This is a genomic window from Pseudomonas sp. WS 5146 (assembly GCF_012985495.1).
In the GTDB taxonomy this organism is placed as follows: domain Bacteria; phylum Pseudomonadota; class Gammaproteobacteria; order Pseudomonadales; family Pseudomonadaceae; genus Aquipseudomonas; species Aquipseudomonas edaphica.
Genome location: NZ_JAAQWL010000002.1, coordinates 741,766 through 755,129 on the forward strand (window position 1 = coordinate 741,766; position 13,364 = coordinate 755,129).

The window sequence follows — 13,364 nt, forward strand, 5'->3', positions numbered from 1 at the left end:
CATGCATGCAATACCCAATGTGTATCGAATGGGGCGATGACTTCACCGCCACCGGTATCCAGATCCCCGATATTCCAGGCGCGGTCACTGCCGGGGACAGTTTTGAAGAGGCGTATAACGCAGCGGTAGAAATCGCCCACATCCTGCTGCAAGAGATCGCGGCCGAAGGCGGGGTGATTCCGATGCCGACGTCAGTGGCCAACCACCATGCCCACGAAGATTACGCAGGCATGGGCTGGGGGATGCTGGAGTTGGATATCTCGCCCTATCTGGGCAAGACCGAAAAGGTCAATGTGACCTTGCCCGGTTATGTCATTCAGCGCATCGACCGCTATGTGCGCGAGCACAAGGTCAAAAGCCGCTCGTCGTTTCTGGCGGATGCGGCGTTGGAGAAGTTGGTGCGTTCTTAAGCGGTAGCCACCTCGGCCTGGCGCGAAGCACCCAGGAACCGCAACAACGCCACCAGCGGGAACGCACTGCCCACCAGCATCACGCCCAGCCAGCCGCCGTGTTCATACACGCTGCTGGCAATCGCCGAGCCGAAGGCGCCGCCGATGAAGATGCTGGTCATGTACAGCGCGTTCAGGCGGCTGCGGCTGTTGGCGTCGAGGGCGTAGATGGTGCGTTGGCCGAGGACCATGTTCATCTGCACGCAGAAGTCCAGGACCACGCCGGTCACCGCCAGGCCGATCACGCTGTACAACGGGTGCATAAAGGCTGGCAGAAAACTCAACGCGGCAAACAGCATGGCCAGCAGTGAAGCGCGGTGCGTGTGCCCGGCATCGGCCAGGCGCCCGGCGATAGGCGCGGCGATCGCGCCCAGGGCGCCGACCAGGGCAAACAGGGCGATTTCGCTTTGGCTCAGGCCGTGGTTACGCGCCAGCTCCAACGGTGCAGCGGTCCAGAACAGGCTGAAGGTGGCGAACATGCAGCCTTGGTAGAAGGCGCGCTGACGCAGTAGCGGTTGCTTGCGCAGCAAGGTACCCAGCGAGCCCAGCAGTTGGCCGTAACTGGCGCTGTGGTCGGGTTGGCGCTTGGGGATAGTCAGCATCAGCACGGCACTGATAAACACCATCACCGCGGCGGCCGCCATGAACATTGCACGCCAGCCAAAGTGGTCAGCCACCAGGCTGGACACCGGCCGCGCCAGCAGGATGCCCAGCAACAGGCCGCCCATGATGCTGCCGACTACACGGCCTCGGGACTCGGCGGGCGCCAGATGCGCGGCCAGCGGGATAAGAATCTGCACCGAGACGGAACTGAAGCCGATCAGCAACGACACAAGCAGGAACACATTCGGCTGCTCGGCAAACGCCGCACCCAGTAGGCTGGCGATGGCCACCAGGTTGGTGATGATCATCAGCTTGCGGTTTTCCAGCAGGTCGCCCAGCGGCACCAGAAAGAACAGGCCCAGGGCATAGCCGATTTGCGTGAGTGAGACGATCAGGCTCGCCAGTGCCGGGGTCAGGCCGATGTCCGGCGCGATCAACTCGATGATCGGCTGGGCGTAGTAGATGTTGGCAACAATGGCGCCGCAACAGAACGCAAACAGCATCACCATGCCTCGGGTCATGGTGCTTGAAGCGTGTGAGGTAGCGGTCATGGTGTTCTCATTCAAGCGAAGGAAGGTAGCGGGCGAGAGTAAAGACAACGTCTGCGCCGGTGTAGAGCGCGCGCATTGATATCACTCATGCCGCAAATTAATGACTGAATCGTTAACTTTTGGGGCGAGCGCCAATGATACATTCAGGCATAACTGTCGAAACAGGAAATCCACTGCGATGAAAATCACGCTGAACAAGATGCTCCTGGCCTCCACCCTGGCTGCGGCCATGGCCATCGGGCTGGCCAACGCCGCCGAGGCCCCACGGGTCGGCGTACGCGGCGCCATTACTGCGATGGACGGTGACGCGATGCACGTCAAGGTCAACAGTGGCGAAGAGGTTGTGGTGCATCTGACGCCGGCCACCCAGGTACGCGCCGTTACCTTGGCCAAGATCGATGAGATCAAGCCCGGCAGCTACATTGGCTCGGCTGCCATGCCGAACGCCGATGGCACCCTGACTGCGCTGGAAGTCCACGTATTCCCACCGGCCATGGCCGGCACGGGTGACGGGCACCGCGCGTTTGATTTGAAAGAAGGCAGCAGCATGACCAACGGCACGGTTGGCGACCTGGTGGTCAGCAACGGGCGCACCCTGACCGTGAAGTACAAAGGCGGCGAGCAGAAGATTGTGGTGCCGGATGATGTGCCGATCGTGAACCTGGAGCCGGGCGATCGCAGCTTGCTCAAGGCGGGCGTGAAGGTGGTGTTGTTTGCGGCGCAGGGCGCGGATGGGACCATTACGGCCCAGGCGATCTCGGCCGGCAAGGATGGCGTGACACCGCCGATGTAACGGACCCAACACAAAACAAATGTGGGAGCTGGCTTGTGTGGGAGCTGGCTTGCCTGCGATAGCATCCCCTCGGTGTAACTGACACACCGAGGGGATGCTATCGCAGGCAAGCCAGCTCCCACATTTTTTACCGCGTACCTTCAGTTATTGACCCGAATAGATCTGGTCAAAAACCCCACCATCATTGAAGTGGGTCTTCTGCACGGTACGCCAGTCACCAAAGGTCTTCTCCACCGACAGGAAGTCGACTTTCGGGAAGCGGTCGGTGTACTTGGCCAGCACTTTCGGGTCACGTGGGCGCAGGTAGTTGTTGGCGGCGATTTCCTGGCCTTCCGGCGACCACAGGTACTTCAGGTAATCCTCGGCAGCCACACGGGTGCCTTTCTTGTCGACCACTTTGTCGACCACCGACACCGGCGGCTCGGCTTCGGCGGAGACGCTTGGGTAGATCACTTCGAACTGATCACGGCCGAATTCACGGGCGATCATTTCGGCTTCGTTCTCAAAGGTTACCAGCACATCGCCGATCTGGTTGGTCATGAAGGTGGTGGTAGCAGCACGGCCGCCAGTGTCCAGCACCGGTGCATGTTTGAACAATTCACCGACGAACTTCTTCGCCTTGTCTTCATCACCACCATTTTTCAGCACATAACCCCAGGCCGACAGGTAGGTATAACGGCCATTACCCGAGGTCTTCGGGTTGGGCACGATTACTTGCACGCCATCTTTGAGCAGGTCGGGCCAGTCTTTCAGGGCTTTGGGGTTGCCCTTGCGCACGATAAACACGGTGGCGGAGGTGAACGGCGCGCTGTTGTTCGGCAGGCGGGTCACCCAGTTGTCCGGCACCAGTTTGCCGTTGTCCGCCAGGGCATTGATGTCGGTGGCCATGTTCATGGTGATCACATCGGCCGGCAGGCCGTCGATCACCGAGCGCGCTTGTTTGCTGGAACCGCCGAAGGACATCTGCAACGTCAGCTTGTCGTCCGGATGTTCGGCTTCCCAGTGCTTCTGGAAGGCGGCGTTGTAGTCCTTGTAGAAGTCGCGCATCACGTCGTAGGAGACGTTAAGCAGTGTGACCGGTGCGGCTTGTACGGCACCGGCCAGGGCCAGGCCCGCGGCCAGAAGAGTGGCGCTGAGGATTTTTTTCACTGCTCATTCCTTGTTGTTCGAGAGAAGACTGGGGGCAATTTGCCAGCGACTATAGCCGGGCCTGCATAGGCTTTTAAAGATTAAAACGTACTGTGCTTATTCCACTTTATGAAACAGATTACTGCCGCAGCGCGAGCAAAACGCCGCGTTGGGTTCGTGGCTGTTTTTCTTGCACACCGGGCAATCGTGTTCCAGCTGCTCCCCGCGCATGGCGCTGGCCAGTTCAGCGGTAAAAATCCCGGTGGGCACGGCGATGATCGAGTAACCGGTGATCATCACCAGCGATGAGATCACCTGGCCCAGCGGCGTCTTCGGCACGATATCGCCAAAGCCTACGGTGGTGAGGGTCACGATCGCCCAGTAAATGCCCTTGGGAATGCTGGTAAACCCGTGCTCCGGGCCTTCAATCACATACATCAGGGTGCCGAATACCGTCACCAGGGTGCACACGCTGACCAGGAACACCACGATCTTCTGCTTGCTGCCGCGCAGCGCCGCCATCAGGTAGTTGGCTTGCTTGAGGTACGGGCTGAGCTTGAGCACGCGGAAAATCCGCAGCATCCGAATGATGCGGATAATCAGCAGGTATTGGGCATCGCTGTAATACAGCGCGAGGATGCCGGGCACGATGGCCAGCAAGTCCACCAAGCCATAAAAGCTGAAGGCATAGCGCAAGGGTTTGGGCGAGCAGTACAGCCGCAAGCCGTACTCGATGGCGAAGATCAGCGTGAAGCCCCATTCGATATAGGCCAGCACATCGGCGTAGTTCTGGTGGATTTCGTCGATGCTGTCGAGCATCACGATCACAATGCTGGCAAGAATGATCAGTAGCAGGATGCCGTCAAAGCGCCGCCCGGCTGCGGTGTCGCTCTGGAATACCATGACATAGAGGCGCTGGCGCCAGTCGCTGTTGCTGTTCATAAAACCCGCCTGAATCGAATATCGAGCAAGCCTAGGGGGATTCGAACGGGCTGTCCACGCGGGCTTTGAACATCCGCTGCGTGGCGCGCACCAGCCAGCAGGCGAGGATAAACGGCGCAGTCAACGCGGGCAGGTGCAGGGTGGCAAAACCGGGTGTGAGGATAATCGCCAGCAGGATGCCCAGCAGTGGCAGCCACGGCTGGCGTCGTGACTGGCTCAAGGCCAGTGCCGCCAGCGCCGGGTTGTAGCTGTGCAGGCCGAGGAGGGCGCTGGCGGGTTCGTCGAGCAGTAGAGCGACCAGCACGCCAGCAGTAGCGCCGATCAAGGCCCACAGGGCGGCGCGACGGTTGGCCAACAACAAGCCGACGGCAATCAAGACTCCCGCCAGTGGTTGGTCCAGCAGCATGACTTGCGCAAGGCCAATAAAGGGCGCGCTGACAATCGCAAAGAAGTTGGGCTCGACCAAGGCAAACGTAGGCTGAGGCGCGCTGCCGATCAACAGCCAACCCAGGCCGACAAAGGGCGCGGTGTACGCGGACAAGTCATCCGGGTGATGGGTATGTTTCAACCATAGCCGCGTGAGCATCGCACTCAGGCCGCCGCACGCCAGGATCAACGGCGGCAACAACGCAGACCAGGCGAAGTGCTGGCTGATCAACACACCCAGCAGCACGCCGTTGTAGCTATACAGGCCGGCCTGGCGCTCTGCCTTGGGATAACCCCGGCGCTGGGCCGTGAGCAAACCGGCGAGGCCGCCCAGCAACGCCCCGCCGAGCAAGGCCGGGGCGCCGATCAGGATGGCCAACAGGCACAGCAGGCCGCACAACGGCTGGCGCTGCAGGAATATCTGGCTGAAGCCGTTGAGCAGCGCTTCGGCCCAGTCGGGGCAGGTTGGGTTGTGCATGGTGGTTAGTCAGTGAGACCGAGTTGCCCTTATCGCAGGCAAGCCAGCTCCCACAGTTGGCTGTGTTCACACATAAAGAGGTGTGAACCCAATCAACTGTGGGAGCCGGGCTTGCCCGCGATGAGGCCCTTACAGACGCTAAATCAACGTCTCGATACGCAACGAATTGGTCGACCCCGGCTGCCCGAACGGCACCCCCGCGGTAATCACCAGGGTGTCCCCGCGCTGCGCCATGCCCTGCGCCTGGGCAATCTCCAGCGCCGTCGAGCACACCTCGTCCACCTGGCGCAGCCGGTCATTGACCACCGAATGCACGCCCCAGGCCACACTCAGCCGCCGCGCCGTGGACAGGTTCGGCGTGAGGTTGAGGATCGGCGCCACCGGCCGTTCCCGCGCCGCGCGCAGGCTGGAACTGCCGGACTCGCTGTAGTTCACCAGAACCGCCACTGGCAGGATGCTGCTGATGCGCCGGATCGCGCAGCTGATGGCGTCCGACACCGTGGCATCCGCCTTGGGCCGGCTCACGTCCAGTTGCGCCTGGTAATCCGGGCCGTTTTCCACTTGGCGGATGATCTTGCTCATCATCTGTACGGCTTCCAGTGGGTATTCGCCCGAGGCGGTTTCGGCCGAGAGCATCACCGCGTCCGCGCCTTCGGCCACGGCGTTGGCCACGTCGGTCACTTCGGCGCGGGTCGGTGCCGGTGAGAAGCGCATGGATTCGAGCATCTGCGTGGCTACTACCACCGGTTTACCCAATTGGCGGCAGGTGCTGATGATGTCTTTCTGGATCTGCGGCACGCTCTCGGCGGGCACTTCCACACCCAGGTCGCCTCTTGCAACCATGATCGCGTCGCTCAGTTCGGCGATCTCCTGCAAGCGCAGCACGGCTGAGGGTTTTTCGATCTTGGCCATCAGGAAGGCTTTGTCGCCGATCAGTTCGCGGGCTTCGCGGATATCTTCCGGACGTTGCACAAACGACAGCGCCACCCAATCCACGCCCAGCTCCAGGCCGAAGCTCAGGTCGCGGCGGTCCTTGGCGGTCAGCGGGCTGAGTTCCAGCAGCGCTTGCGGCACATTCACGCCTTTACGGTCGGACAGCTCGCCGCCATTGAGCACGGTGGTGTCGATGGCGTCGGCATGTTTGGTGATCACGCGCAGGCGCAATTTGCCGTCGTCCAGCAGCAGGTCCATGCCCGGCTCCAGCGCCGCGATAATCTCGGGATGGGGCAGGTTGACCCGGCGCTGATCGCCCGGGGTCGGGTCCAGGTCCAGGCGCAGCGCCTGGCCGCGCACCAGTTGCACTTTGCCCTCGGCAAAGCGCCCGACCCGCAGTTTCGGCCCTTGCAGGTCCATGAGGATGCCCAGCGGGTAGTTGAGCTGGCGCTCCACCTGGCGAATCCACTGGTAGCGCTGGGCGTGGTCGGCATGCTCGCCGTGGCTGAAGTTCAGCCGGAAGATATTCACCCCGGCTTCCACCAGCTCGCGGATGTCATCGATGCCGTCAGTGGCCGGGCCGAGGGTGGCGAGGATTTTGACTTTCTTGTCAGGCGTCATGTTTGGCAGTCTCAAGAATCAGGATGGCGCGCAAGTCATTGACATTGGTGCGGGTCGGCTCGGTGACGATCAAACCGTCGAGTGCGGCGAAGTAGCCATAGCCATTGTTGTTGTCCAGCTCGTCGCTGGCCGACAGGCCCAGGGCTTCGGCGCGGCGGTAGCTGCACGGGGTCATGATTGCGCCGGCGTTGTCTTCGGAGCCGTCGATGCCGTCGGTGTCACCGGCCAGTGCGTACACGCCGGGCAGGCCTTTGAGGCTGTCGGTCAGGCTCAGCAGGAATTCGGCATTACGCCCGCCACGGCCATTGCCGCGCACGGTGACGGTGGTTTCACCGCCCGAGAGAATCACGCACGGCGCCGCCAAGGGCTGGCCATGCTGCACGATCTGCCGGGCGATACCGGCGTGTACCTTGGCCACGTCGCGTGCTTCACCTTCGAGGTCACCGAGGATCAACGGGCTGAACCCGGCCTGGCGAACTTTCACCGCTACCGCTTCCAGCGATTGCTGCGGGCGGGCGATCAATTGGAAGTGGCTGCGGGCGAGCACCGGGTCGCCGGGTTTGACGGTTTCCGAGGCTGGGTTCTGCAACCAGCTGCGCACCGACGCCGACGCCTCAATGCCGTAGCGCTTGAGAATCGCCAGGGCTTGCTGCGAGGTGCTCGGGTCGCCGACGGTGGGGCCGGAGGCGATCACTGTGGCCTGGTCGCCCGGCACATCCGAGATGGCGTAGGTGTACACCGTCGCCGGCCATGCGGCCTTGGCCAACCGGCCGCCCTTGATGGCCGAGAGGTGCTTGCGCACGCAATTCATCTCGCCAATGGTCGCGCCGGATTTGAGCAAGGCTTTGTTAATGGTTTGTTTGTCGGCCAGTGTGATGCCTTCGGCGGGCAGGGCCAGCAAGGCCGAACCACCGCCGGAGAGCAGGAAGATCACGCGGTCGTCTTCGGTGAGGTTGCTGATCAGTTCCAGCACACGCTTGGCGACGGCCAGGCCGGCCGCATCGGGCACCGGGTGTGCGGCCTCGACCACTTCGATTTTCTTGCACGGTGCGCCGTGGCCGTAACGGGTGACCACCAGGCCCGAGACTTCGCCCTGCCAGCAGTTCTCGACCACCAGCGCCATGGCGGCCGCGGCTTTGCCGGCGCCGATCACGATTACACGGCCGCTGCGGTCGGCGGGCAGATAAGGTTCAAGGACTTGTCGGGGGTGGGCGGCGTCGATGGCTGTGGCAAACAGCTCGCGAAGCAGGTGTTGCGGATCGACCGACATAAGCGGGCTCCCGGGGGATTCTTGTTATTAGAATTAAGACTTGAAACGGGATCAAAATGTGGGAGCTGGCTTGCCTGCGATAGCGGTGTACCAGGCAATGAATGTCTAACTGAAAGACCGCTATCGCAGGCAAGCCAGCTCCCACATTGGCCTGCATTTCAAATCGAATTACTTATCGCGAATCGAAAAATTCGCCATATGCTCCAACCCTTTGATCAGCGCCGAGTGGTCCCAATTACCGCCACCAATCGCCGTGCACGTGCTGAACACCTGCTGCGTGCCAGCCGTGTTCGGCAGGTTGATCCCCAGCTCCTTGGCCCCGGCCAGCGCCAGGTTGAGGTCTTTCTGGTGCAGGTTGATGCGGAAGCCCGGATCAAAGGTGCCCTTGATCATGCGCTCGCCATGCACTTCCAGGATCTTCGACGAAGCAAACCCGCCCATCAGCGCTTCGCGCACCTTGGCCGGGTCGGCGCCGTTCTTCGATGCGAACAGCAGTGCTTCGGCCACTGCCTGGATGTTCAGCGCGACGATGATCTGATTCGCCACCTTGGCGGTCTGGCCATCGCCATTGCCGCCGACCAGGGTGATGTTCTTGCCCATGGCCTGGAACAGCGGCAGGGCGCGTTCGAACGTCTGCGGCTCGCCACCGATCATGATGCTCAAGGTGCCGGCCTTGGCGCCGACTTCACCGCCGGACACAGGCGCGTCGAGGTATTGCGCGCCGGTTGCATTGATCTTGGCGGCAAAGGCCTTGGTGGCGGTGGGGGAGATCGAACTCATGTCGATCACTACTTTGTTGGGTGACAGGCCGGCGGCAACACCGTCGGCGCGGAACAGCACATCGTCCACCTGTGGGGTGTCGGGCACCATCACGATGATGAACTCGGCTTCCTGGGCGACTTGCTGCGGGTTGGCCAAGGCCACGGCGCCGGCCGCGATCAGGGCTTCGGGCGCCTTGCCGTGATGCTCGGACAGGAACAGTTGGTGGCCGGCCTTTTGCAGGTTGGCGGCCATGGGTTGGCCCATGATGCCGGTGCCGATAAATCCGATTTTAGCCATGATCAACATCCTCTTTTTATTCTAGGTGCAGGGCGGACACGGTCCACCAAACACTGAAGATCCAAATGTGGGAGCTGGCTTGCCTGCGATGGCATCACCCGGTTTTGCCTGATACACCGCAGTGTCTGCATCGCAGGCAAGCCAGCTCCCACATTCTTTTGTGTTGTGTCAGTCAGATGGCGTTATGGGTCTTGAGCCAACCCAGTCCCGCTTCGGTGGTGGTCAGCGGCTTGTACTCACAGCCGACCCAACCGGTGTAACCAATCCGATCCAGATGCTCGAACAGGAAGCGATAGTTGATCTCCCCGGTCCCCGGCTCGTTACGCCCAGGGTTGTCGGCCAACTGGATGTGGTTGATCTCACCCAGGTGCGCAGCCATGGTTCGGGCCAGGTCGCCTTCCATGATTTGCATGTGGTAGATGTCGTATTGCAGGAACAGGTTGGCGCTGCCCACCTGCTCGCGAATCGACAGGGCCTGCGCCGTGTTGTTCAGGTAGAAACCCGGGATGTCGCGGGTGTTGATCATCTCCATCACCAGCTTGATGCCCGCCGCTTGCAGCTTGTCGGCGGCGTACTTGAGGTTGGCGACAAAGGTCTTTTCTACGGTTTCGTCATCCACACCGGCGGGGCGAATCCCGGCCAGGCAGTTGATCTGGGTATTGCCCAGCACTTGGGCGTAGGCGATGGCCAGCTTGACCCCGGCACGGAACTCCTCGACCCGGTCCGGGTGGCACGCCAAACCGCGCTCGCCCTTGGCCCAGTCACCCGCCGGCAGGTTGAACAGCACTTGGGTCAGGCCGTTGGCATCCAACTGCGCCTTGATCTCGGCGGAGCTGAACTCGTACGGGAACAGGTATTCCACACCCTGGAAGCCGGCGTCGGCGGCCGCTTTGAAACGGGCGAGAAAGTCCTGCTCGGTAAACAGCATGGACAGGTTGGCGGCAAAACGCGGCATAGGGTTCTCCTTAATCGAGCAGGGAAATGGCAGTCGGCGCGTCGTTGCCGACCAGGGCCAGATCTTCGAATTCGTTGACGGCGTTGATCTCGGTGCCCATGGAAATATTGGTCACGCGTTCCAGAATAATCTCAACAATCACCGGAACCTTGAATTCTTCGATCATTTCCTGCGCCTTGCGCAACGCCGGCTGGATCTGGCCCGGCTCGAATACGCGCAGCGCCTTGCAACCCAAGCCTTCGGCGACAGCGACGTGGTCGACGCCATAACCGTTGAGTTCCGGCGCGTTGAGGTTGTCGAAGGACAGCTGCACGCAGTAGTCCATTTCAAACCCGCGCTGGGCCTGGCGAATCAGGCCCAGGTAGGAGTTGTTCACCACTACGTGGATGTACGGCAGCTTGAACTGCGCGCCCACCGCCAGCTCTTCGATCATGAACTGGAAGTCATAGTCGCCCGACAACGCCACCACCTTGCGGCTCGGGTCGGCCTTGACCACGCCGAGTGCCGCCGGAATGGTCCAGCCCAAGGGGCCGGCCTGGCCGCAGTTGATCCAGTGACGTGGCTTGTATACGTGCAGGAATTGCGCGCCGGCAATCTGCGACAGGCCGATGGTGCTGACGTAGCAGGTGTCTTTGCCGAACACCTGGTTCATCTCTTCGTACACGCGTTGCGGCTTGACCGGCACGTTGTCGAAGTGGGTCTTGCGGTGCAGGGTGGCCTTGCGCTGCTGGCAGTCGTGCAGCCAGGCGCTCCGATCCTTGAGCTTGCCGGCGGCTTTCCACTCGCGGGCCACTTCAATGAACATCGTCAGCGCAGAACCGGCGTCGGACACTATGCCCAGGTCCGGCGTGAACACGCGGCCAATCTGCGTCGGTTCGATGTCGACGTGAATGAACGTGCGGCCTTCGGTGTATACCTCCACCGAACCAGTGTGGCGGTTGGCCCAGCGGTTGCCGATGCCCAGCACCACGTCCGACTTGAGCATCGTTGCGTTGCCATAACGGTGCGAGGTTTGCAGGCCGACCATGCCCACCATCAGCGGGTGATCGTCCGGGATCGTGCCCCAGCCCATCAGGGTCGGGATCACCGGGATGCCGGTGAGTTCAGCAAATTCAACCAGCAACTCGCTGGCGTCGGCATTGATCACGCCGCCACCGCTGACCAGCAAGGGGCGTTCGGCCGCATCCAGCAGCGCCAGGGCTTTTTCCACCTGGATGCGCGTAGCCAAGGGCTTGGCCAGCGGCAGTGGCTGGTAGGCGTCGATATCGAATTCGATCTCGGCCATCTGCACGTCGAACGGCAGGTCGATCAGCACCGGGCCAGGGCGGCCGGAGCGCATTTCATAGAAGGCTTTCTGGAACGCGTAGGGCACTTGGCCGGGCTCCAGAACAGTGGTCGCCCACTTGGTCACCGGCTTGACGATGCTGGTGATATCCACGGCCTGGAAGTCTTCCTTGTGCATCCGTGCACGTGGGGCCTGGCCGGTGATGCACAGAATCGGGATCGAGTCGGCCGAGGCGCTGTACAGGCCGGTGACCATGTCGGTGCCCGCCGGGCCGGAAGTACCGATGCACACGCCGATATTGCCGGCCTTGGTGCGGGTGTAGCCCTCGGCCATGTGCGAGGCGCCTTCAACGTGGCGAGCAAGGACGTGATCGATGCCACCGACCTTCTGCAAGGCCGAATACAGCGGGTTGATCGCGGCGCCCGGGATACCGAAGGCGGTGTCCACGCCTTCACGGCGCATTACCAGGACGGCGGCTTCGATTGCTCTCATTTTGCTCATGGTTTTGGTGCCTCTTGCGTTTTGTAATTGTATACAAGTGGTGTCTGGGCAAAGTGTATTCACGGCGAGCGGCGAAGGTCAATGCATTTTGCAAAGTGGCCATGGCGTTCGTCGGAAGCACTTTTTTCGACGTGTGGAGCCTTTGTGCGAAAATATTGTATACAAAAATAAATGTCATTGTGTTCTATTTGTTTGATCGAGCATCTGATCAAACAGACCTCCACCGCATTCCCAATAACAAAAGAAGGACGGCACCATGAGCGCTTTAACCTTGAAACTTGCCACCCAACTCGCCAGTCAGGCCCTCACCGCAGGCCGCACGATCTCAGCCGCGCCGCTGACCATTGCGGTGCTCGACAGCGGCGGCCACTTGATCACCCTGCAACGCGAAGACGGCGCCAGCCTGCTGCGCCCACAAATCGCCATCGGCAAGGCCTGGGGCGCGATTGCACTGGGCAAGGGCTCGCGCTTGCTGGCGCTGGACGCACAGCAGCGCCCGGCGTTTATCGCCGCGTTGAACAGCCTGGGGCAGGGCAGCGTGGTGCCGGCACCGGGTGGTGTGTTGATACGGAATCAGGATGGGGTAGTGCTGGGGGCGATCGGGATCAGCGGAGATACCTCGGATATTGATGAGCAGTGCGCGATTACGGCTATCGAGGGGGTGGGGTTGTTGGCGGATGCGGGGGTTTCTGCTTGATTCTGTGGTGACTGTAAGGGCCTCTTCGCGAGCAAGCCCGCTCCCACACTTGGCTGCATTCCAAAGGTGGAACTCGGTCAAGTGTGGGAGCGGGCTTGCTCGCGAAGGCGGCGACCCGGTCTTGGCTTTAAACCCAAATCGCATCCCACAACGGATAGTCGCCAATCCGCTCTACCAACCCTGCTCGCAGTGGATTGGCCACCACATACCTGGCCATTTTTACCAAATCATCCTCCCTGCGCAGTGCCCGATCATGAAAACCGGTTTGCCAAAGCCGGCCCTTGCGCCCGGTTGCACCATTCACCGATCGCGTACTTTTGGATTTCACCTGACACATCAAATCCCCCAACGAGCCTTTTTGCAGTTCGATCAGCCAGTGGAAATGGTCTGGCATCACCACCCAGGCCAATGAATTAGCCAGGCCTTGGTATTGGGCCAGTCTGAACTGCCAGACCACCAGGCGGCCGAGGTGAAAGTCGCCGAATAGTGGGACTCGCTCCTGGGTGTTGGTGGTGATCAGGTAGACGCGGTTCGGTTCGCTGAACCGCCCGATGCGCAGGCGGTGTGAAGTCGCTAGATCAGGCATTCCATGGCCTCTCTTCAGATGGGTTCTGAGAGGCTAGATCTCGGTGGCTGATGCTGATCGGCAGGCTTTTGGCAGGATGTGTCTGGA

General features: G+C 61.3%; 13 protein-coding genes. 3 read left to right on the top strand and 10 right to left on the bottom strand.

Annotated features, from left to right (window positions below; translation table 11 throughout):
* Nucleotides 1-5: 5 nt before the first annotated feature.
* A complete protein-coding gene (locus tag HBO41_RS08075) occupies nt 6-410 on the top strand; it encodes a type II toxin-antitoxin system HicB family antitoxin (RefSeq protein WP_099489991.1) in 405 nt (134 codons plus the stop codon).
* Here the strand turns inward: HBO41_RS08075 and HBO41_RS08080 are convergent.
* Nucleotides 407-1,603 carry an MFS transporter gene (locus tag HBO41_RS08080; protein WP_169985735.1) on the bottom strand — a complete coding sequence of 399 codons (1,197 nt, stop codon included), beginning with the start codon at nt 1,601-1,603 and terminating at the stop codon, nt 407-409. The genes HBO41_RS08075 and HBO41_RS08080 overlap by 4 nt on opposite strands.
* A 178-nt stretch (nt 1,604-1,781) precedes the next feature.
* On the opposite strand from HBO41_RS08080, the gene HBO41_RS08085 reads away from it, so the two are divergent.
* Entirely contained in the window at nt 1,782-2,396 is a 615-nt protein-coding gene (locus HBO41_RS08085; protein WP_017136233.1) for a DUF5666 domain-containing protein, read from the top strand.
* A 144-nt stretch (nt 2,397-2,540) separates the two neighbouring features.
* Here HBO41_RS08085 and HBO41_RS08090 read toward each other — a convergent pair whose 3' ends face one another.
* The 8 genes from HBO41_RS08090 to gcl all read right to left on the bottom strand — a co-directional run bounded on the left by HBO41_RS08090 (nt 2,541) and on the right by gcl (nt 11,994).
* On the bottom strand, nt 2,541-3,545 hold the full coding sequence (locus tag HBO41_RS08090) for a sulfate ABC transporter substrate-binding protein (protein WP_169985737.1): 1,005 nt from the start codon (nt 3,543-3,545) through the stop codon (nt 2,541-2,543).
* Nucleotides 3,546-3,641: 96 nt separating this feature from the next.
* Nucleotides 3,642-4,466: an ion transporter gene (locus HBO41_RS08095; RefSeq protein WP_017136235.1), complete on the bottom strand. Its 825-nt coding sequence runs from the start codon at nt 4,464-4,466 to the stop codon at nt 3,642-3,644.
* A gap of 31 nt (nt 4,467-4,497) precedes the next feature.
* On the bottom strand, nt 4,498-5,370 hold the full coding sequence (locus HBO41_RS08100; protein ID WP_169985739.1) for an urea transporter: 873 nt from the start codon (nt 5,368-5,370) through the stop codon (nt 4,498-4,500).
* Between the two features lie 138 nt (nt 5,371-5,508).
* Nucleotides 5,509-6,924, bottom strand: a complete 1,416-nt coding sequence (gene pyk / locus HBO41_RS08105; RefSeq protein ID WP_099549034.1) for a pyruvate kinase — start codon at nt 6,922-6,924, stop codon at nt 5,509-5,511.
* Nucleotides 6,914-8,194 (bottom strand): glycerate kinase, encoded by a 1,281-nt coding sequence (locus HBO41_RS08110; RefSeq protein ID WP_099549033.1) that lies wholly within the window; start codon nt 8,192-8,194, stop codon nt 6,914-6,916. The genes pyk and HBO41_RS08110 overlap by 11 nt, the downstream gene beginning before the upstream one ends.
* 168 nt (nt 8,195-8,362) lie before the next feature.
* Complete coding sequence (locus HBO41_RS08115) at nt 8,363-9,253, bottom strand: 2-hydroxy-3-oxopropionate reductase (RefSeq protein WP_026013623.1); 891 nt, start codon at nt 9,251-9,253, stop codon at nt 8,363-8,365.
* A 172-nt stretch (nt 9,254-9,425) separates the two neighbouring features.
* Nucleotides 9,426-10,208: a hydroxypyruvate isomerase gene (gene hyi, locus HBO41_RS08120; RefSeq protein ID WP_017136239.1), complete on the bottom strand. Its 783-nt coding sequence runs from the start codon at nt 10,206-10,208 to the stop codon at nt 9,426-9,428.
* Nucleotides 10,209-10,218: 10 nt separating this feature from the next.
* Nucleotides 10,219-11,994 (bottom strand): glyoxylate carboligase, encoded by a 1,776-nt coding sequence (gene gcl / locus HBO41_RS08125; protein ID WP_099549032.1) that lies wholly within the window; start codon nt 11,992-11,994, stop codon nt 10,219-10,221.
* 256 nt (nt 11,995-12,250) lie between these two features.
* On the opposite strand from gcl, the gene HBO41_RS08130 reads away from it, so the two are divergent.
* Nucleotides 12,251-12,691: a heme-binding protein gene (locus HBO41_RS08130; protein WP_017136241.1), complete on the top strand. Its 441-nt coding sequence runs from the start codon at nt 12,251-12,253 to the stop codon at nt 12,689-12,691.
* A 127-nt stretch (nt 12,692-12,818) separates the two neighbouring features.
* On the opposite strand, the gene HBO41_RS08135 is transcribed toward HBO41_RS08130, so the two are convergent.
* Nucleotides 12,819-13,277, bottom strand: a complete 459-nt coding sequence (locus HBO41_RS08135) for an REP-associated tyrosine transposase (RefSeq protein ID WP_099549031.1) — start codon at nt 13,275-13,277, stop codon at nt 12,819-12,821.
* Nucleotides 13,278-13,364 lie beyond the last annotated feature (87 nt).